Here is an 18,470-nt window from a genome sequence, read left to right as displayed (position 1 = left end):
TGGCCGCTTTGGCGCGCTGCGGGGCGCGCCGTTCACAGGAGCGCAGCATGTCCAGAACCGTCGTCAATCCCGATACCGTTTTCAACACCGTTCAATACGGGTTCAGCCAGGCGGTGATCGTCACCGGGCAGCGCAGGATGCTGCTGTCGGGTCAGGTCGGCGTTGACATCAATGAACGCACCGTCGGCCCCGGCCTGCAAGAGCAAACCGAGGCCGCGCTCGACAATATCGCGCGCGTGCTGGCGGCCGCGGGCGGCACGATGGCGCAGGTGATCATGCTGCGCATCTACATTTGCGAAACAGCGCGCGAGGATCAGGAAGTCATTGCCCAAGCGCTGCGCGACCGCTTTCCGGCCGACCCGCCGCCGTCGTCGTGGGTGATCGTCAGCGGCTTGTCGCTGCCGGAATGGCTGATCGAAATCGAAGCGGAAGCCATGCTGGATTAGCTTTGCGCGGTGCTTTGCAGCCCTTAGGGCTGGTCGCGCCAGGGAACCGTGGCGAAGGCCTCGCGCAGATACGCCAAGAAGCCCGCGGTTCGGGCCGACTGTTCCTGGCGCGACTTCACCAGCGCCACCACATTGGCATCCGGCAAATTCCAACCCGCCAATAGCGGCACCAGCGTACGCGCCTTCAAGTGCTGGGCGACATCCCATTCAGACCGCGCCACGATGCCGTGGCCAGCCAAGGCCCATTCCAGGGCGGCGGCACCCGTATTGCTGGACAGGACAGGGGTAATGCGAACGCCAACGGCCGGGCCTCGGCCGCGTTTGAAGCGCCACAGCGTTACGTCTTCATCGTTTTCGCGCAAGGCGATGCAATCATGGTCCCGCAGGTCTTCCGGTTTCGCGGGGGCGCCGTGGCGGCCCAGATAGGCGGGTGACGCGCACAAAATGCGGCGGTTGGGCGCCAAGGGGTAGGCCACCAGCGTGGAATCGCGCAGTTCGCCGATGTGCACCATGACATCCCAGTTGTCGGTGGCCAACCTGGGCGGGCCGTCCGACAACACCAGGCTGGCCGTGATGTTTTCGCTGTTGGTGCGAAAACTGGCCACCAGGCCCGCCATGTAACGCTGGCCGAAGCCCAAGGGCGCAACGACGCGCAAATGTCCCGCCACAACACCGCGCCGGCCTGCCAACTCATCGGCCAAATTGCCGAGTTCGCCGCAAATCTGCCCCGCGCGCAACGCCAGCAATCGACCCTCGTCGGTCAGGGCGGTGCCCCGCCCGGAACGGTTCACCAACCGGACGCCCAGACGCTTCTCCAGGGCATGCAACCGTTGCGTAACGGCGGGGGGCGTCACGTCCAGGGCGCGCGCAGCCTGCGCAAGCGACTGGGTGGCGGCCAAGCTCAGGAAAAAGCGCAGGTCGTCGCTGGTAATCATTTAGTTTTAAATTAATTAAAAATTAAGATCTCATTAAACATGCTGAGCCAGTAGCGCGCCATACTTCGAGACATCAATTCAGAACTTTCCGAATCTTCTGCGCATTCTCCGAGGCTCGCCCATGACTTCCGCCAGCAATCCAACTCCGCTCGACAGCCTGGACACCCCGTGCCTGCTGCTGGACGAAACGCGTATGACGCACAACATTCAGCGCTTGAAGGCGCTGATGGCCAAGCACGGCGTGCAACTGCGGCCACATCTGAAAACACCCAAGTCCATCGACGTGGCGCGCCGCGTCATGAGCAGCCCGCAGGGGCCGGCCGCGGTGTCCACGCTCCAGGAAGCCGAGCAGTTCGCCGCCGCCGGTGTTACTGATCTGCTCTATGCGGTGGGCGTGTCGCCGGGCAAGCTTGCACGAGTGCTGGCTCTGCGCGGGCGCGGCGTGGATGTGACGATTGTGGTCGACAGCATCGATGCGGCCGAGATGGTGGCCGCGCAAACCAAGGCGTCCGGCGTGCGTCTGCCCGCGCTGATCGAAATCGACTGTGACGGCCATCGCGCCGGCGTGCAACCCGACAACCACGAACACCTGTTGGCGATTGCCCAGGTGCTTGCCCAGGCGGATTGCCTGCGCGGCGTGATGACCCACGCCGGCGAGTCCTATGGCTGCCGCAGCCTTGAGGCGATCGCCGACATGGCCGAGCAGGAGCGCGCCGCGGCGGTCGGTTGCGCCGACGCCATCCGCGCAGCCGGGCTGCCGTGCCCCGTCGTCAGCGTAGGGTCCACGCCCACCGCGCATTTTGCCCGCAGCCTGGCGGGCGTGACGGAAGTGCGCGCGGGCGTCTACGTCTTTTTCGACCTGGTGATGGCCGGCCTGGGCGTCTGTTCCGTGGATGACATCGCGGCCACCGTGCTGACCACCGTCATCGGACACCAGCCAGACAAAGGCTGGATTCTGGTCGACGCAGGCTGGATGGCCATGTCCCGCGATCGTGGCACCGCCAAACAGCCGGTCGATCAGTTGTACGGCTTGGTGTGCGATGCGCAGGGCAAGGTCTATCCTGATCTGCTGTTGGCGGAAACCAACCAGGAGCAGGGCATTATCAAGCTGCGCGCGGGCAGCGGCGCCAGCTTGCCGGACCTACCCTTGGGCACCAAGCTGCGTATCGTTCCGAATCACGCCTGCGCCACGTGCGCCCAACATGACGCCTACCACGTCGTGCGGGCCGGCGAGCAGGGTGTGGTGGCCCGCTGGGACCGCTTTCGTGGCTGGTAAGCCTTGGCTTGGCCAGGTGCAGGGCAGGGAAGTCAGCATGGGTCCCTGAGGGCCGTCGGGGCGCAAGGCGCGCGCCTATAATGCGGGCGCCTCAACGTCCCAGGGGAGTCGCCTGATGCAGTACGAATATTTGTTCTGGTTCATGGCCGCGATGGTGGCGGCCGCGCTGGTGGGCGGCTCGCTCTGCGGCCGCTTGCGCTCGGTCAAGCAGGTGCTTCTGGGGGTGATCGCGCTGGCCACGACGGTCTGCATCGCCGTGGTGGTGCTGGCGCGCCAAGGCGGCTTCAGCGACCTGGCGGTCATGCTGGCCATTGCCGCCTTCATGTTCAGCCTGGTGATCGGCACGGCCGCATCCTTGCTCACGCGGCGCATCTTGCAGCGCCGCTGAGCCCAGGCTTTCTGCTTACTCTTCGGCGTCGAAAATCTCGCCGTCGTCCTCGTCATCTTCGTCCTGCTCAAGCGCGTCGTAACCCTTCCAGGTAATGCGCCACCGCGCCGCACCCGCATTGGCTGCCGTTTCGCTCACCTGCTTGACCAGGCCGGCATCGGCCAAAAGGTCCAGGTGATGCGCAATGACCTGCAAGCCCTGTTCTTCCGGGTGCGGGGCCAGTGCGGCGTTCTTGATGTCGTGCGTGCTCAGGTTGGGGCCAGGCGCGTCGCGCAGGGCGCCCAAAATCGTGACGACCAGATCGAAATCGCGTTGCATGATGTTCACCGTAAGGAAAATAGTAGGCCGACGATAGCAGAGTTCCTTGGCGCCAATGCGACGGGGCGCAAGGCCGGGTTACAGTCCATGGTTCTAGACAACCGACACCTAAGTACAGAACTTTATGAAGAAACCCGCTGAACGCGATTGCCTTGCCGTGGTCCCCGGTTACTCGGGCCAGGCTGCCAAGCTTTACCTTACGCGCGGTGAAGACGAACGCATCGACGGCGTGACAATTTTCGACCTGCTGGGCCACGTCAAACTGCAGGCCGACCCCGAGGCCGCTTCCGCCTGGATCGGCGACTGGCTGGCCCAAGAGGCCGACAACCGGCGTGCGCGCCGGACCCAGTTGCAGGCGCAGATGTTTATCTGCAAGCTGGCTGGCGACGAAAAAGACGCCTTCCTGGCTGCCCAGAAGCCGCTCATCGCCGTGCTGACCAGCGCCGGGGTGCGCTGCCGTCGCGTGGCCGCCACGTCCGGGGCTGCGCGGCAGTCGCTGGGCCCGAATGTCAAAAAACATTAGGCTAAGGCTGTTATAGTCGCGCCTGGGCGTGAGATTGCACCTTCACGGTGCGTGCGTCCAAGCGGGCCTGGCCCGCTGATCAAGGAAGAGTGAACATGGAAATAGTAAGTCGGCACCTTGCCGACGTAGCGGGCGGCGTCGAGCTGCTCACGACGCTGGATGGCGAGCCCATCAGCGTCTATGTAGTGGTGGGCGTAACCGATCTCAATGCGATCGCTGACATCGTCCCCATCGAAAAAGTCGAGGCAGGAGCGGACATACACGCTTCAAATGTCGACAATGTTGATAATGCGCAAGAACAAATCGACCAGGTCCTGGAGAATATGAATCCCGGCGACGTGGCGGTTTTCCTTTGCTCGGGTTCCGATGCTTTTGGCGCGGCTCTCGATCTGTTGGGTTTACCTATCGATCAGTAAGCCTGATGGCAAACCAAAGTGCTGATCTAAAAGGCGTATGAATGACATGCGCGTTAAAGACAGCATTTAAATAAGCCCCGATTGTTTTTTTATGTTGTATGGGTGTTTACACCTATGCAGGGACAAGTTTTGCCTATGAAAACGTGCAAATTTTCAACGCAGTTTCTCTTTGTTGCATTATTGGCACGTATTTTTTAGGATTATGTTGACTTGTGAGGGGAACATAACGATAGTGTCGGCACACGATCACAAGCGTTGCGATTTTCGTTCAGTGCCGTGCCTTTTCCGGCTCAGCGTTATTGTTCTACTGTCCCCTCCTTGATTGATTCGTGACCTCCGGGCATTTGCCCATTATCTCTAGGAAATACAGTATGGAAACCGGCGTCGTTAAGTGGTTCAATTCGGAAAAAGGCTATGGCTTCATCACCCCGGAAGCGGGTGGTAAGGATCTGTTCGCTCACTTCTCCGAAATCCAGGGTTCTGGCTTCAAATCTCTGGAAGAGAACCAGCGCGTCAGCTTTGTGACGGCCAATGGCCCCAAGGGCCCGCAAGCCACGAAGATTCAGGTCCTGTAAAGGTCTGATTTTTCGCAAAAAAGCCCCTTCGGGGGCTTTTTTTGTTTTTGCGCGCGCTATGCTTTGCACGTTCAAGCAGCAGGCCCGCGCCCGTGTGACCAGTGCCGCGCCGTAGACCCTCCAGGATCGTTCCTCATGACATCTTCCACGCCGATGCCCCTTATGCCGCAGCCCCAAGATGTGGTGGCTTTCTGGACCGACGCGGGCCCCCAGCAGTGGTACAGCAAGAGCGATGCGTTTGATGCGGAGTTTCGTCAGCGCTTCGAATCCGCGCATTGGGCGGCCGCTTCTCGGAAGTTGGATGCCTGGCAGGAAGATGCCGACGGCGCGCTGGCTTTGATGATCTTGCTGGATCAGTTTCCGCGCAATGCCTTTCGTGGCACGGCGCATATGTTTGCCACCGATCCTTTAGCCCAGTACTTCGCGGAGCGCGCAATCGCCGCGGGCCACGATCTGGCGGTGGCTCGTCCGCTGCGTCAGTTCTTCTATATGCCGTTTGAACACTCGGAAAGCCTTGCCATGCAAAATCGCGGCGTGGCTTTGATGGAACCGCTGGACGCGGATACGCTGCGCTGGGCCATTCTGCATCGCGACATCATCAAGCGCTTTGGCCGCTTTCCGCATCGCAATGCCGCGCTGGGCAGGCAGACGACCCAGGCCGAACAAGAGTTCCTTGCCTCGGGCGGCTTCGCCGGTTGACGCAAACCGGGGCATAGTCCCGCTTCTGTCGCCCAGTCCGGTAGCCACGTGTATCCAATCCTGCCAAGGTGAAAATATTCGTCAATTTTTTGCGATCGGTGGAGGCCATGACGCCATCGCGTGTCGACCATTCGCGTGTTTGACGTTTTTCAGGGTTCACCAATACACTGGGTTTAGCGAGATTTTCAAGCGACGCGGTCTGCGTCAACTTGTCGCCGTCAGTGGTGCTGCGGTTGCTTCCTCTCCCATCCTTGATGATCTGGCGCCCCGCGAGCAATCGCATCTTTAGGTTCAAGGACACTCCATGGCAACCGGCATCGTTAAGTGGTTCAACGCCGAAAAGGGTTACGGCTTCATCATGCCCGACGACGGCAGCAAAGACCTTTTCGCCCATTACTCCGAAATCCGCAGCGAAGGCTATAAGTCGCTGCAGGAAAATCAGCGCGTCACCTTCGAGGTCGGTACCGGTCCCAAGGGTCCAAGCGCCAAGAACATCAAGGTCGCCGCCTGATAATTTTGGGGTGGCGTTCCGGGCGCACCCCGGTGTTCGACCCATGAAAAAGCCTCCACACGCAACGTGTGGAGGCTTTTTTTGCAATCGGCGCCAGGCGCCGTCTCAAGCGTCCTAGTGCTTCTGGGTTGGCGAGGTCGACAGTTTGTCCACCAGCGCGATGCCCAGCGCGGACAGGATGAACAGCGCGTGGATGATGGTCTGCCACATCACGCCCGCTTCGGTGAAGCGTGCGTTGGGAGTGCCGATCGTGCCTGCCTCGATGAAAGTACGTAGAAGATGGATCGACGAAATGCCGATGATCGCCATCGCCAGTTTCACCTTGAGCACACTGGCATTGACATGGCTCAGCCACTCCGGCTGATCCGGATGATTCTGCAGGCGCAGTCGCGACACGAACGTCTCGTAGCCGCCAACGATCACCATGACAAGCAGATTCGAGATCATGACCACGTCGATCAGTCCCAGCACCAGCAGCATGATCTCCATTTCGCCGAAGCTACTGGCATGCGTCACAAGGTGCCACAGCTCTTTCAGAAAGAGCATGACGTAGACGCCTTGCGCCACGATCAGGCCCAGGTACAGCGGCAGTTGCAGCCAGCGGGAACTGAAGATCAGACTGGGCAGCATGCCCAAGCGGGGAGGGGGATTTTCAATCATTTTGGGTGCGAGCCGTATGTTGTTGTGCAATAAAAAGTGCGGCGGCAATTCTAACAATCCCGACGCCCGCCAGGCAGCAGATTTTTATGACGGTTCGCCGCCGCGCATGACAGCGCCGTTAGCACGCCCGCGCCACGCTTGCCTGGCTTTTATGTAAGCGAAACTGGCATTTGCGAAACTCTGTGGCGAAACGCTTTGAGCGCTTTCGGCATATATAGAATTGCCGCCTTGCTCGCATAGAGTCACCCAAGAGGAGTTTGTTTCCATGAAGATCCGCTACACCGTTGCCGCGTTGGCCGTTGCGCTTGCCCCTTTTTCCACATCGCACGCCTTCGACATCGGCGGCCTGGTGGGCGCCGGCAGCAAGGTCGTGCAAGCCGCCACGCTGAGCGATGCCGAAATCAAGACGCTGTCTGACAAGGCCTGCGCGCAAAGCGATGCACAGGAAAAGATCGCCGCGCCGGGCAGCAAGTACGACGCGCGCCTGCAGAAGATCGCCAAGGCACTGGGTGGCACTATTAACGGCCAGAAGGCAAGCTACAAGGTCTACGTCACCAAGGACGTCAATGCCTGGGCCATGGCCAACGGCTGCATCCGTGTCTACAGCGGCCTCATGGATATGATGACGGACGACGAAGTCATGGGCGTGGTGGGCCATGAGATCGGCCACGTCGCGCTGGGCCATAGCAAGAAGGCCATGCAGACCGCCTATACGGTGTCGGCCGCGCGCGATGCGGCAGGTGCTGCGGGTGGTGCCACGGTTGCCGCGTTGAATTCGTCGCAGTTGGGTGACCTGACCGAGAAGTTCATCAACGCCCAGTTCTCGCAATCGCAGGAAAGCGCGGCGGACGACTATTCGTTCGACCAACTGCAGGCCAAGAAGCTCAATACCCGTGGTTTGGTGACGGCATTCCAGAAGCTTGCCGAGCTGGATGGCGGCAAGAGCGATATGATGAGCTCGCACCCGTCCTCGGCCAAGCGCGCTCAACACATCGAAGACCGCATCGCCAAGGCGAAATAAGGCGTCGAAACGACGTTTGCCCTCCCTTTTCGGGTGGAAAACGGGGCGCGAGTATCCGGGCAAATCCGGGGCTCGCGCCCCTTTGCGTCAGGGTTCCGGAAGTTTCCGGTAAAATGGCGCGTTTATCCGCCCGTAATCTCATCTCTCGGAAAATAGGTCTTTTAATGCAGCCTGTGGTTGAAACCCTCTCCGGCCTGGAGCGCCGTGTTGATCTGGCCGTCTCGGTGGCCGACGTCGAAAAGGAAGTCCAGGCGCAATTGAAGCGCGTGGCTCGCACCGCCAAGGTCCCCGGCTTCCGCCCGGGTAAAGCTCCGCTCGCCATGCTCGAGCGCAGCCATGGCCCCAGCATCCGCTACGACGTGATCAACAGCCAAGTTGGCCGTGCGTTCGAACAAGCTATCGACGGCGCGAAGCTGCGCGTCGCTGGCGCCCCGAACCTGGAACCCAAGACTGAAGGCGTCACCGACGACACGCTGGCGTTCACCGCCACGTTCGAGGTGTACCCCGAAGTCGCCGTGCCGGACCTGTCGGCGCTTGCCGTCACCCGCTACGAAACCGCCGTCACCGACGCCGAAGTTCAACAAACCCTGGACGTCCTGCGCAAGCAGCGCGCCACGTTCGAAGCCCGTGAAGGCCGCGCCTCGCAAGACGGCGACCGCGTCACGCTGGACTTCGCCGGCACCATCGACGGCGTGCCGTTCGAAGGCGGCAAGGCCGAAGACTTCCCGTTCGTGCTCGGCCAAGGCCGCATGCTGCCGGAATTCGAAGAAGCTGCTCGCGGCTTGAAGGCTGGCGAAACCAAGGTCTTCGAACTGAAGTTCCCGGATGACTACCAAGGCGTGGAAGTGGCCGGCAAGACCGCCGAATTCACCATCACCGTCAAGGAAGTGGCTGAAGGCGTCCTGCCCGAACTGAACAGCGAATTCGCCCAGTCGCTCGGCCAAGCCGAAGGCGACGTTGAAAAGCTGAAGGCCGACATCCGCAGCAACATCGAGCGCGAAGTCAAGGTCCGTTCGGCTGGCCGTACCAAGTCCAGCGTCATGGACGCCCTGGTCGAAGCCGGCAAGTTCGACGTGCCGAAGGCACTGGTCGACAACGACGTCCAAGGCCGTGTCGCCGCCGCCCGCGAAGAACTCAAGCAGCGTGGTATTCCCAACGCTGAATCCGTGCCGATCCCGGCTGAAGCCTTCTCGACCGAATCCGAACGCCGTGTCCGCCTGGGCCTCTTGGTGTCGGAACTGGTCAAGCAAGCTCAACTGCAAGCCAAGCCCGAGCAAGTTCGTGCGCGCATTGAAGAATTCGCGGAAAACTACGAACAACCCGCTCAGGTTGTCAGCTATTACCTGGCTGACCGCCAGCGTCGTGCTGAAATCGAGGCTATCGTGCTGGAAGACAATGTCGTCGCGCACGTGCTGGAAAAGGCCAAGGTCACCGACGAAAAGGTGCCTTTCGATCAGTTGATGGGGATGGCGTAACACTATGCAGAGATTCACCGATTTCTATGCGGCAATGAATGGCGGGTCTTCGGTGACCCCCACCGGCCTGGGCTACATTCCCATGGTTATCGAGCAGTCGGGGCGCGGCGAGCGCGCCTACGACATCTATTCGCGTCTGCTCCGCGAACGGCTCATTTTCCTGGTGGGTCCGGTCAATGACGCAACGGCCAACTTGGTTGTGGCGCAGTTGCTGTTCCTGGAATCGGAGAATCCTGACAAGGACATTTCCCTGTACATCAACTCGCCCGGCGGGTCGGTGTACGCGGGGATGGCCATTTTCGACACCATGCAGTTCATCAAGCCGGACGTATCCACCCTGTGCACCGGCCTTGCGGCCAGCATGGGTGCTTTCCTGCTGGCGGCTGGCAAGAAGGGCAAGCGTTTCACGTTGCCCAACTCGCGGATCATGATCCACCAGCCGTCCGGTGGCGCCCAGGGGCAGGCGTCCGATATCCAGATTCAGGCTCGCGAGATCCTGGACCTGCGCGAACGTCTTAACCGGATTCTGGCCGACAACACCGGTCAGTCGATGGAGCGAATCGGCCTGGACACGGAACGTGACAACTTCATGTCCGCCGAAGATGCGGTATCGTATGGATTGGTGGACAAGGTAATGAACTCCCGTTCGGAAGGCTGACTTCCCGGTTGATCTGAACCCGCTGCCATCAAGTTTGAGTAAGCGCATGCGCCGGACTCGTTACCGGTCTGGCGCATCTTTACCTGAGATACGAAACAAATATGCCTGAAAAAAAGGGATCGGCAGACGCAAAAGTGCTGCATTGCTCGTTTTGCAATAAAAGCCAGCATGAAGTCCGCAAGCTGATCGCGGGTCCGTCGGTATTCATCTGCGATGAGTGCATAGATCTGTGCAACGACATCATCCGCGAAGAAGCGCAGGCTACCGCGCGCGCGGCGATTCGTTCCGAACTGCCCACTCCGGCCGAAATCAAGACTTTCCTCGATCAGTACGTCATTGGGCAAAATTCGCCCAAGCGCATGCTGGCCGTGGCGGTCTACAACCATTACAAGCGCATTCGTCACGGCGAGATCAAGGGTGACGAAGTCGAACTCTCCAAGAGCAACATCATGCTGATCGGCCCCACGGGCTCCGGCAAGACGCTTTTGGCGCAGACGCTGGCGCGCATGCTGAATGTGCCTTTCGTCATGGCTGACGCCACGACGCTGACCGAAGCCGGCTATGTCGGTGAAGACGTCGAGAACATCATTCAGAAGTTGCTGCAGAACTGCAACTACGAAGTCGATAAGGCGCAGCGCGCCATCATCTACATCGACGAAATCGACAAGATTTCCCGCAAGTCCGACAACCCGTCCATCACCCGTGATGTGTCGGGCGAGGGCGTGCAGCAGGCTTTGTTGAAGCTGATCGAAGGCACGGTGGCTTCCGTGCCGCCGCAGGGTGGTCGCAAGCATCCCAACCAGGACTTCGTCCAGGTCGATACGACCAATATCCTGTTCATCGTGGGCGGCGCCTTCGACGGATTGGAAAAGGTCATCCGCGACCGTACCGAGAAATCGGGCATCGGTTTCTCGGCGTCGGTGCGAGCCAAGTCCGAGCGCGGCGTGGGCGAACTGTTCTCTGAAGTCGAACCCGAGGATCTGATCAAGTTTGGCTTGATCCCCGAACTCGTCGGACGTCTGCCCGTGGTTGCCACGCTGGACGAACTGGACGAAGCGGCCCTGGTGCAGATCCTGACTGAGCCCAAGAACGCCTTGCTCAAACAGTTCCAGAAGCTGTTCGCCATGGAAGGCGCCGAGCTGGACTTGCGGCCGGCGGCATTGAAGGCCATTGCTCGCAAGGCGCTCAAGCGCAAGACGGGTGCTCGAGGCTTGCGTTCGATCATCGAACAAACGCTGCTGGACACCATGTACGAATTGCCGTCGCAAGGTAACGTCAAGCGCGTCGTCGTTGATGAGGGCGCGATTGAAGGCGAGGGCAAGCCCTTGCTGATATACGCTGACGAAGCCGGCGAAAAGGACAAGCCCGAACGTGGTGAAGTCCGCGACGCAGCCGCCTGATATTTCAAAAAAGCCCGTTCCTGTAACGGGTTTTTTTGCCGTAGGACTGCCCTTCGGGGCATTTTTTTTGGCCTTTAGACTATCCGGCAGCCGGGATCTTGAATTTTCGGCTATTGTTCCCATAACAGACGTAACTGACGTGGATAGCTCGGGGACACCCCGGGCACCCTGTCCCCGATACGCCGAGTCATACCGAGGAACCTCCTATGTCTGCCAGCCAGACCCTGCCTTCCGACCCGATCGACCTGCCCCTGCTCCCACTTCGTGATGTCGTGGTGTTTCCGCATATGGTCATCCCGCTGTTCGTCGGCCGTCCGCGCTCTATTCGCGCGCTCGAGGTTGCGATGGAAGCGGGCAAAAGCATCATGCTCGTGGCCCAAAAGTCCGCCGGCAAGGATGACCCCACCCCTGAAGACGTCTACGAGATCGGCTGCGTTGCCGGCATCCTGCAGATGCTCAAGCTGCCCGACGGCACCGTAAAGGTGCTGGTCGAAGGCACCCAGCGTGCCCGCATCAACAGCATTGAAGATGCCGACTCGCACTTCACCTGCCAGGTGACGCCTATCGAGCCGGACGCCATGCAAGGCTCCGAGACCGAGGCCCTGCGCCGCGCGATCGTCGCCCAGTTCGAACAGTACGTAAAGCTCAACAAGAAGATCCCCCCTGAGATCCTGACCTCGTTGGCTGGCATCGATGATGCGGGCCGCCTGGCTGACACGATCGCCGCGCATCTTCCGCTGAAGCTCGAGCAAAAGCAAAAGATGCTCGAGATCGTTGGCACTTCCGAGCGCCTTGAAGGTCTGCTTACTCAGCTCGAAACCGAGATCGACATTCTTCAGGTCGAAAAGCGGATTCGTGGCCGCGTGAAGAAGCAGATGGAAAAGAGCCAGCGCGACTACTACCTGAATGAGCAGGTCAAGGCCATTCAGAAAGAGTTGGGCGAGGGCGAAGAAGGCGCGGACATCGAAGAGCTTGAAAAGAAGATCATCGCTGCGCACATGCCTAAAGAGGCGCGCAAAAAGGCCGACGCCGAGCTCAAGAAGCTCAAGCTCATGTCGCCGATGTCCGCCGAAGCCACGGTGGTGCGCAACTATATCGATACGCTTATCAACCTCCCCTGGAGGAAGAAGAGCAAGATCAACAACTCGATCTCCAACGCCGAGACGGTGCTGGACAACGACCATTACGGTCTGGAAAAGGTCAAGGAACGCATCCTTGAATATCTTGCCGTGCAACAGCGCGTAGACAAGGTGAAGGCGCCGATCCTGTGCCTGGTCGGCCCTCCGGGTGTGGGCAAGACCTCGCTCGGCCAGTCCATCGCGAAGGCCACGAACCGCAAGTTCGTGCGCATGGCGCTGGGCGGTGTGCGCGACGAAGCCGAGATCCGCGGCCACCGTCGTACGTATATCGGTTCGATGCCAGGCAAGATAGTCCAGAACATGTCGAAGGTCGGCGTGCGTAATCCTCTGTTCCTTCTCGATGAAATCGACAAGCTGGGCATGGATTTCCGCGGTGACCCCTCGTCGGCGTTGCTCGAAGTGCTGGATCCGGAACAAAACCACACGTTCCAGGACCACTACATCGAAGTCGACTTCGACCTCTCCGACGTCATGTTCGTGGCGACCAGCAACACGCTGAATATTCCGCCGGCTCTGTTGGACCGCATGGAAGTGATCCGCCTGTCCGGGTACACGGAAGAGGAAAAGATCCATATCGCCCGCGACCATCTGCTGCCCAAGTTGATGCAGAACAACGGCGTGAAAGATAGCGAGCTGACCGTTGACGACAGCGCATTGCGTGACATCGTGCGCTACTACACCCGGGAAGCCGGTGTGCGGGCTCTCGAACGCGAAGTGGGCAAGATCTGCCGCAAGGTCATCAAGCAATTGCTGACCCAGAATGATCGCGCCAAGGCCGAAGGTAAAACCCTTGAGGCCAAGCCGGTCAATGTCACGGGCGACAACCTGAGCGACTACCTGGGTGTGCGCCGTTACACCTTCGGTATGGCCGAAAAGGAAAACCAGATCGGCCAAGTGACTGGACTTGCGTGGACTGAGGTGGGTGGCGACTTGCTGACCATCGAAGTCGCGGACATGCCGGGTAAAGGCGTCATCCAGCGCACGGGTTCGCTCGGCGATGTGATGAAGGAGTCCGTTGAGGCTGCTCGCACGGTTGTCCGTTCACGGGCACGTCGTCTGGGCTTTGCCGATAGCGTATTTGAAAAGCACGATATGCACGTGCACGTCCCGGAAGGGGCGACGCCGAAGGACGGGCCGTCTGCCGGTATCGCGATCACCACGGCCATGGTTTCGGCGTTGTCACGCATTCCCGTGCGTGCCGATGTCGCCATGACCGGTGAGATCACGCTGCGCGGTGAAGTGTTGCCGATCGGCGGCTTGAAGGAAAAGCTGCTCGCGGCCCATCGTGGCGGCATCAAGACGGTCTTGATCCCGGAGGAAAACGTCAAGGACTTGGCGGAGATCCCGGACAACGTCAAAAACCATCTTGAGATCGTTCCGGTCCGCTGGATCGACAAGGTTCTGGAACTGGCCTTGGAGCGTCTGCCGGAGCCGCTGTCAGAGGAAGAAGCGGTGAAGGAGCCGCTGGTGGCGAAACCGGCGGAGCCGGGCTCGACCGACCCTGTCCTCAAGCATTGATTGCTGCTTGGATTTGGCCGCCCTTGGATGTAGACGAGGGCGGCCAAACAAAAACCCCGACACGTTCAGAGTGTCGGGGTTTTTTATTGAGCAGACGGATGCTCGGCGCTTGCTCAGTGCAATGCGTGCGTACGAATCAAGCCGACGGCTATTCCTTCCAGCGCAAATTCCTGGTCGGCTTCAACCACGATGGTTTGAAAGTCGGGGTTCTCGGGCAGAAGCTCGATATGACCGTTAATGCGCTGCAGACGCTTGACCGTGACCTCATCGCCAATCCGGGCCACCACAATTTGACCGTTGCGGGCTTCGGACGCTTTCTTTACGGCGAGCAAGTCGCCTTCCAGGATGCCGGCGTCGCGCATGCTCATGCCGCGCACCTTCAACAGGTAGTCAGGCGTTTGCGCGAACAGGTGAGGGTCAACGCCAACTTCACGTTCCACGTGCTCGGCCGCAAGAATAGGGCTGCCTGCCGCTACGCGTCCTACCAATGGCAGTAGCAATTGCGACAGCGATGGCAGCAGAGGTGAAGAGGTTTGTGGGGACTCTGAGCCACTATCTTTCAGGCGGATGCCACGGGAAGCGCCAGCGGTGAGTTCGATGGCGCCCTTGCGGGCCAGTGCCTTGAGGTGGTCTTCCGCGGCATTGGGCGAGCGGAAACCCAATGCCTGTGCAATTTCGGCGCGTGTGGGTGGGAACCCCGTGCGCGTGACGGTTTGCCGGATGAGGTCCAGAATTTGTTGCTGGCGATCTGTAAGTTTGCTGGCCATGGCGATGATCCGGTGCGAGCGGACTGTACATATATACAGCGCCATTCTGGGGGACGCAGCGCAAAAAAGCAAGCCGATGCCTGCCGTAATGCAAAACGGAGCCCGAGGGCTCCGTCTTGTCACGCAGGGGTCGCAGGAACCCGCTGGTGGGCGAGGTTACAGCACAGCAGCGATGCCCGCGGCGACCTTGTCAATGTTGCCGCTATTCAGCGCGGCCACGCAGATGCGGCCGCTGGACACGGCGTACACGCCATGTTCCTCGCGCAGCCGGTCGACTTGTGCCGACGTCAGGCCCGAATACGAGAACATGCCACGCTGTTGCAGAACAAAGCTGAAGTCCTGCTTGCCGCCGTGTTCCTTGATTTTCTCGACCAACTGCTTGCGCATCAGGCGGATGCGGTCGCGCATGCCCGCGAGTTCTTCTTCCCACATGGCGAAGAGTTCAGGCGTATTCAGAACCGTCGACACCACCGTGCCACCATGGGTGGGCGGGTTGGAGTAGTTGGTGCGAATGACGCGCTTCAGTTGGCTCAGCACGCGGACCGCTTCATCCTTGCTGCCGGCGACGACTGTCAGCGCGCCGACGCGCTCGCCGTACAGCGAGAACGACTTCGAGAATGACGAGCTGATGAACATGGTCATGTCCAGATCGGCGAACATGCGCACGACGGCAGCGTCTTCGGTCAGGCCTTCGCCAAAACCCTGATAGGCGATGTCGAGGAACGGGACCAGGTTGTTTTCTTTCACGACCGCAGCGATTTGCTTCCACTGTTCGGTCGTGGGGTCCACGCCGGTGGGGTTGTGGCAGCATGCGTGCAGCACGACGACGGTCTGCGCCGGCGCTGCCTTCAGATCGGCCAACATGGCATCGAAATTCAGGCCGCGGGTGGCGGCGTCGTAGTACGAGTACGTACCGACTTCGAAGCCGGCGCGCTCGAACAGCGCGCGGTGGTTTTCCCAGCTGGGGTTGCTGATCAGCACCTTGGAGGAGGGCAGCAGGTGGCGCAGAAAGTCGGCGCCGATCTTCAGCGCGCCGGTGCCACCCAGCGCTTGGGTGGTCAACACGCGCCCGGCGGCGGCCAGCGCGGAGTCTTTGCCCAGCAGCAGCGCTTGCGCGCCCTGGTTGTAGCCAGCGATACCTTCAATAGGCAGATAGCCGCGAGCGGCGGCGGCTTCAATGCGGGCGGTTTCGGCTTTGCGAACGGCGCCCAACAAGGGGATCCGTCCCTGATCGTCGTAGTACACGCCCACGCCCAGGTTGACTTTACCCGGACGCGTATCCGCGTTGAATTGTTCGTTCAGACCAAGAATGGGGTCGCGCGGCGCGAGTTCGACGGAATCGAAAAGGTTGCTCATGGGACTCTGATGAGGATGGGTGGACGCAGTACGAGGTGCTGTGGATAATGGGGGGTTTACCCTGGAACAGTCTAGCATGCCAAACAGCCCAATAGACCCAAGCGGCGCGGGAGATCTGGCTCAGAATCTCGCTACGGATTCTGCGGCGCCGGCAGCGGCTGAATCCGTGCCCGGAACAAGCGTTGAACCGCGTTTCGTCGAGTATCCGGGCAGCCCGTATCAGCTGTTCCAACCCTATCCCCCAGCGGGCGACCAGCCTGCCGCCATTGATGGTCTGCAACAAGGGATAGAAGACGGCCTGATGTTCCAGACGCTTTTGGGCGTCACGGGCTCGGGTAAAACCTACACCATGGCCAACGTGATCGCCCGTCTGGGGCGTCCCGCATTGGTGCTGGCACCAAATAAGACCCTTGCGGCACAGCTCTACGCTGAAATGCGTGAGTTCTTCCCCAAGAATGCGGTCGAGTATTTCGTTTCCTACTACGACTATTACCAGCCTGAGGCCTATGTGCCCACGCGCGATCTGTTCATTGAGAAGGATTCGTCCATCAACGAACACATCGAGCAAATGCGGCTGTCGGCCACCAAGAGCCTGCTCGAACGGCGCGATACGATCATCGTGGGTACGGTGTCGTGCATCTACGGTATCGGTAACCCGGGCGACTACCATGCAATGGTGTTGATTCTGCGCAGCGGGGATCAGATCTCGCGGCGGGAAATCCTCGCGCGCCTGGTGGCGATGCAATATACGCGTAACGACGCTGAGTTCACCCGTGGCGTATTCCGGGTGCGGGGCGAGTCCATCGATATTTTTCCCGCGGAAAGTGCCGAGTTGGCGCTGCGCCTGACCCTGTTTGATGACGAGATCGAAAGTCTGGAGCTTTTTGATCCGCTGACCGGGCGCATCCGCCAGAAGTTGCCCCGTTTCACCGTCTACCCCGGTTCGCACTATGTCACCCCCCGCGACACCGTGTTGCGTGCGATTGAAACCATCAAGGAAGAGCTGCGCGAACGGGTAAAACGGTTTGTCGACGATGGTCATCTTGTCGAGGCGCAGCGGCTGGAACAGCGGACGCGGTTCGACCTGGAAATGCTGCAGGAACTGGGTTTTTGCAAGGGCATCGAAAACTACTCCCGCCATTTGTCGGGCGCGGCAGCGGGGGAGCCTCCGCCCACGCTGATTGACTACCTGCCTTCCGATGCCTTGATGTTCATTGATGAAAGTCACGTGACCATCGGCCAGCTCAGCGGCATGTATCGTGGGGACAGGTCGCGCAAGGAAACGCTGGTGCAGTATGGGTTTCGGCTACCGTCCGCGCTGGACAACCGGCCGCTCAAACTCGAGGAATTCGAGGTGCGGATGCGCCAGTGCGTGTTCGTGTCCGCCACTCCCGCTGCGTACGAGAAAGAGCATGCCGACAATGTGGTCGAGCAGGTTGTGCGGCCCACCGGCCTGGTCGATCCGTTGGTGGAAGTGTTGCCAGCCCGCACGCAGGTGGACGATTTGCTGGGCCAGATCAAGGCTCGGGTATCGCTAGGCGAGCGTGTTCTGGTGACAACGCTTACCAAGCGCATGGCCGAAGATCTGACTGACTTCCTGAGCGAGCATGGCGTCAAGGTTCGGTATCTGCATTCCGACATTGACACGGTGGAGCGCGTGGAGATTCTGCGCGATTTGCGGCTCGGGACATTCGACGTGCTGGTTGGGATCAACCTGTTGCGTGAAGGCCTGGATATTCCTGAGGTGTCGTTGGTGGCGATTCTGGACGCGGACAAGGAAGGCTTCCTGCGGTCCGAGCGCAGCCTGATTCAAACCATCGGCCGGGCGGCGCGCAACCTGAATGGCCACGCGATTCTGTATGCGGATCGCATCACGGATTCGATGCAGCGCGCCATGGAGGAAACCAGTCGCCGGCGCGCCAAGCAACTACAGTTCAACATCGACAACGGCATTACGGCGCGGGGCGTTCGCAAGGCAGTGCGTGAGCTGATTGATGGCATCGTAGCGCCCGTGCAGCATGATGCGTTGGAAGCGGCGGTTCCGGCCGAGTTTCTGAAGGACGAAAAGGCGCTGGCTCGCGAACTCAAGCGCCTTGAAAAGCTGATGATGGACCATGCCCGAAACTTGGAATTCGAGCAGGCTGCCGCCGCGCGCGATGCGCTTACCGCGCTGAAGCAGCGGGTACTTCTGGATGGGGCGGTATGACCATTTGGCCCCAACGCGAGCGCTCTTTTTGCTTACGAAAAGCTGAAAAGGATGAAACCCGGCGGCCAGATGGCGACAGTTTCGCAATGCACACGGCCAGTGTGTTTCATTGGTGAGCTTTGACTTTGAGTATTCTGCGTAACTGATTGATTATGCTGAATAAAATGCAAATGAATAGTTGCC

19 protein-coding genes are annotated in these 18,470 nt (G+C 60.0%); 14 read left to right on the top strand and 5 right to left on the bottom strand.

The features are described from left to right. Positions 1-47 precede the first annotated feature (47 nt). Complete coding sequence (locus P8T11_RS08645; protein WP_268077343.1) at positions 48-446, top strand: RidA family protein; 399 nt, start codon at positions 48-50, stop codon at positions 444-446. 23 nt (positions 447-469) lie between these two features. On the opposite strand, the gene P8T11_RS08640 is transcribed toward P8T11_RS08645, so the two are convergent. Then, on the bottom strand, positions 470-1,381 hold the full coding sequence (locus P8T11_RS08640) for a LysR family transcriptional regulator (RefSeq protein WP_268077344.1): 912 nt from the start codon (positions 1,379-1,381) through the stop codon (positions 470-472). Between the two features lie 121 nt (positions 1,382-1,502). Between P8T11_RS08640 and P8T11_RS08635 the strand changes: the two genes are divergently transcribed. Both P8T11_RS08635 and P8T11_RS08630 read left to right on the top strand, forming a co-directional pair. After that, positions 1,503-2,657 carry a DSD1 family PLP-dependent enzyme gene (locus tag P8T11_RS08635; RefSeq protein WP_268077345.1) on the top strand — a complete coding sequence of 385 codons (1,155 nt, stop codon included), beginning with the start codon at positions 1,503-1,505 and terminating at the stop codon, positions 2,655-2,657. A gap of 115 nt (positions 2,658-2,772) precedes the next feature. Further along, positions 2,773-3,045 (top strand): hypothetical protein, encoded by a 273-nt coding sequence (locus tag P8T11_RS08630; RefSeq protein WP_268077346.1) that lies wholly within the window; start codon positions 2,773-2,775, stop codon positions 3,043-3,045. A gap of 15 nt (positions 3,046-3,060) precedes the next feature. Here the strand turns inward: P8T11_RS08630 and P8T11_RS08625 are convergent, their stop codons facing one another. Next, a complete protein-coding gene (locus P8T11_RS08625; protein WP_268077347.1) occupies positions 3,061-3,363 on the bottom strand; it encodes a DUF2513 domain-containing protein in 303 nt (100 codons plus the stop codon). A 124-nt stretch (positions 3,364-3,487) separates the two neighbouring features. Here P8T11_RS08625 and P8T11_RS08620 point away from each other — a divergent pair, with 124 nt between their 5' ends. The 5 genes from P8T11_RS08620 (at position 3,488) to P8T11_RS08600 (ending at position 6,087) form a co-directional block, all read left to right on the top strand. Continuing rightward, positions 3,488-3,886: a hypothetical protein gene (locus tag P8T11_RS08620; RefSeq protein ID WP_268077348.1), complete on the top strand. Its 399-nt coding sequence runs from the start codon at positions 3,488-3,490 to the stop codon at positions 3,884-3,886. 95 nt (positions 3,887-3,981) lie between these two features. Then, the gene (locus P8T11_RS08615; RefSeq protein ID WP_050445282.1) at positions 3,982-4,302 is read left to right on the top strand and encodes a hypothetical protein; all 321 of its coding nucleotides are present in this window, start codon (positions 3,982-3,984) and stop codon (positions 4,300-4,302) included. 371 nt (positions 4,303-4,673) lie between these two features. Then, positions 4,674-4,877, top strand: a complete 204-nt coding sequence (locus P8T11_RS08610) for a cold-shock protein (RefSeq protein WP_006220190.1) — start codon at positions 4,674-4,676, stop codon at positions 4,875-4,877. Positions 4,878-5,012: 135 nt separating this feature from the next. Beyond that, a complete protein-coding gene (locus tag P8T11_RS08605) occupies positions 5,013-5,576 on the top strand; it encodes a DUF924 family protein (RefSeq protein ID WP_268077349.1) in 564 nt (187 codons plus the stop codon). A gap of 304 nt (positions 5,577-5,880) precedes the next feature. Beyond that, positions 5,881-6,087, top strand: a complete 207-nt coding sequence (locus P8T11_RS08600) for a cold-shock protein (protein WP_006225311.1) — start codon at positions 5,881-5,883, stop codon at positions 6,085-6,087. A gap of 114 nt (positions 6,088-6,201) precedes the next feature. On the opposite strand, the gene P8T11_RS08595 is transcribed toward P8T11_RS08600, so the two are convergent. Beyond that, entirely contained in the window at positions 6,202-6,747 is a 546-nt protein-coding gene (locus P8T11_RS08595) for a TIGR00645 family protein (protein ID WP_268077350.1), read from the bottom strand. Between the two features lie 265 nt (positions 6,748-7,012). Between P8T11_RS08595 and P8T11_RS08590 the strand changes: the two genes are divergently transcribed. From P8T11_RS08590 to lon, 5 genes are all read left to right on the top strand, one after another. Next, positions 7,013-7,768, top strand: coding sequence for a M48 family metalloprotease (locus tag P8T11_RS08590; protein WP_268077351.1), 756 nt, complete (start codon positions 7,013-7,015; stop codon positions 7,766-7,768). 164 nt (positions 7,769-7,932) lie between these two features. After that, positions 7,933-9,243 carry a trigger factor gene (gene tig, locus P8T11_RS08585; RefSeq protein ID WP_100856284.1) on the top strand — a complete coding sequence of 437 codons (1,311 nt, stop codon included), beginning with the start codon at positions 7,933-7,935 and terminating at the stop codon, positions 9,241-9,243. A gap of 4 nt (positions 9,244-9,247) precedes the next feature. Beyond that, complete coding sequence (gene clpP, locus P8T11_RS08580; RefSeq protein WP_050445287.1) at positions 9,248-9,901, top strand: ATP-dependent Clp endopeptidase proteolytic subunit ClpP; 654 nt, start codon at positions 9,248-9,250, stop codon at positions 9,899-9,901. A 101-nt stretch (positions 9,902-10,002) separates the two neighbouring features. Next, the gene (gene clpX / locus P8T11_RS08575) at positions 10,003-11,301 is read left to right on the top strand and encodes an ATP-dependent Clp protease ATP-binding subunit ClpX (RefSeq protein ID WP_268077352.1); all 1,299 of its coding nucleotides are present in this window, start codon (positions 10,003-10,005) and stop codon (positions 11,299-11,301) included. Positions 11,302-11,507: 206 nt separating this feature from the next. Continuing rightward, a complete protein-coding gene (gene lon, locus P8T11_RS08570) occupies positions 11,508-13,958 on the top strand; it encodes an endopeptidase La (RefSeq protein WP_268077353.1) in 2,451 nt (816 codons plus the stop codon). Between the two features lie 113 nt (positions 13,959-14,071). On the opposite strand, the gene lexA is transcribed toward lon, so the two are convergent. Together lexA and P8T11_RS08560 are read right to left on the bottom strand one after the other, a co-directional pair. Beyond that, positions 14,072-14,725: a transcriptional repressor LexA gene (lexA, locus tag P8T11_RS08565; RefSeq protein ID WP_268077354.1), complete on the bottom strand. Its 654-nt coding sequence runs from the start codon at positions 14,723-14,725 to the stop codon at positions 14,072-14,074. Positions 14,726-14,881: 156 nt separating this feature from the next. After that, a complete protein-coding gene (locus tag P8T11_RS08560) occupies positions 14,882-16,081 on the bottom strand; it encodes an amino acid aminotransferase (protein ID WP_268077355.1) in 1,200 nt (399 codons plus the stop codon). 76 nt (positions 16,082-16,157) lie between these two features. Between P8T11_RS08560 and uvrB the strand changes: the two genes are divergently transcribed. After that, positions 16,158-18,287 carry an excinuclease ABC subunit UvrB gene (gene uvrB, locus P8T11_RS08555; RefSeq protein ID WP_268077356.1) on the top strand — a complete coding sequence of 710 codons (2,130 nt, stop codon included), beginning with the start codon at positions 16,158-16,160 and terminating at the stop codon, positions 18,285-18,287. Positions 18,288-18,470 lie beyond the last annotated feature (183 nt).

The sequence above is a fragment of the Achromobacter spanius genome (assembly GCF_029637605.1).
Classification (GTDB): domain Bacteria; phylum Pseudomonadota; class Gammaproteobacteria; order Burkholderiales; family Burkholderiaceae_B; genus Achromobacter; species Achromobacter spanius_E.
The sequence above is the reverse complement of the archived record's forward strand: the minus strand, read 5'-3'. Positions and strand labels throughout refer to the sequence as shown.

What these genes read in the sequence shown, in the direction of transcription:
- P8T11_RS08645 (WP_268077343.1), top strand. Translation starts at nt 48, where the DNA reads ATGTCCAGAACCGTCGTCAATCCCGATACCGTTTTCAACACCGTTCAA.
- P8T11_RS08640 (WP_268077344.1), bottom strand. Translation starts at nt 1,381, where the DNA reads ATGATTACCAGCGACGACCTGCGCTTTTTCCTGAGCTTGGCCGCCACC.
- P8T11_RS08635 (WP_268077345.1), top strand. Translation starts at nt 1,503, where the DNA reads ATGACTTCCGCCAGCAATCCAACTCCGCTCGACAGCCTGGACACCCCG.
- P8T11_RS08630 (WP_268077346.1), top strand. Translation starts at nt 2,773, where the DNA reads ATGCAGTACGAATATTTGTTCTGGTTCATGGCCGCGATGGTGGCGGCC.
- P8T11_RS08625 (WP_268077347.1), bottom strand. Translation starts at nt 3,363, where the DNA reads ATGCAACGCGATTTCGATCTGGTCGTCACGATTTTGGGCGCCCTGCGC.
- P8T11_RS08620 (WP_268077348.1), top strand. Translation starts at nt 3,488, where the DNA reads ATGAAGAAACCCGCTGAACGCGATTGCCTTGCCGTGGTCCCCGGTTAC.
- P8T11_RS08615 (WP_050445282.1), top strand. Translation starts at nt 3,982, where the DNA reads ATGGAAATAGTAAGTCGGCACCTTGCCGACGTAGCGGGCGGCGTCGAG.
- P8T11_RS08610 (WP_006220190.1), top strand. Translation starts at nt 4,674, where the DNA reads ATGGAAACCGGCGTCGTTAAGTGGTTCAATTCGGAAAAAGGCTATGGC.
- P8T11_RS08605 (WP_268077349.1), top strand. Translation starts at nt 5,013, where the DNA reads ATGACATCTTCCACGCCGATGCCCCTTATGCCGCAGCCCCAAGATGTG.
- P8T11_RS08600 (WP_006225311.1), top strand. Translation starts at nt 5,881, where the DNA reads ATGGCAACCGGCATCGTTAAGTGGTTCAACGCCGAAAAGGGTTACGGC.
- P8T11_RS08595 (WP_268077350.1), bottom strand. Translation starts at nt 6,747, where the DNA reads ATGATTGAAAATCCCCCTCCCCGCTTGGGCATGCTGCCCAGTCTGATC.
- P8T11_RS08590 (WP_268077351.1), top strand. Translation starts at nt 7,013, where the DNA reads ATGAAGATCCGCTACACCGTTGCCGCGTTGGCCGTTGCGCTTGCCCCT.
- tig (WP_100856284.1), top strand. Translation starts at nt 7,933, where the DNA reads ATGCAGCCTGTGGTTGAAACCCTCTCCGGCCTGGAGCGCCGTGTTGAT.
- clpP (WP_050445287.1), top strand. Translation starts at nt 9,248, where the DNA reads ATGCAGAGATTCACCGATTTCTATGCGGCAATGAATGGCGGGTCTTCG.
- clpX (WP_268077352.1), top strand. Translation starts at nt 10,003, where the DNA reads ATGCCTGAAAAAAAGGGATCGGCAGACGCAAAAGTGCTGCATTGCTCG.
- lon (WP_268077353.1), top strand. Translation starts at nt 11,508, where the DNA reads ATGTCTGCCAGCCAGACCCTGCCTTCCGACCCGATCGACCTGCCCCTG.
- lexA (WP_268077354.1), bottom strand. Translation starts at nt 14,725, where the DNA reads ATGGCCAGCAAACTTACAGATCGCCAGCAACAAATTCTGGACCTCATC.
- P8T11_RS08560 (WP_268077355.1), bottom strand. Translation starts at nt 16,081, where the DNA reads ATGAGCAACCTTTTCGATTCCGTCGAACTCGCGCCGCGCGACCCCATT.
- uvrB (WP_268077356.1), top strand. Translation starts at nt 16,158, where the DNA reads ATGCCAAACAGCCCAATAGACCCAAGCGGCGCGGGAGATCTGGCTCAG.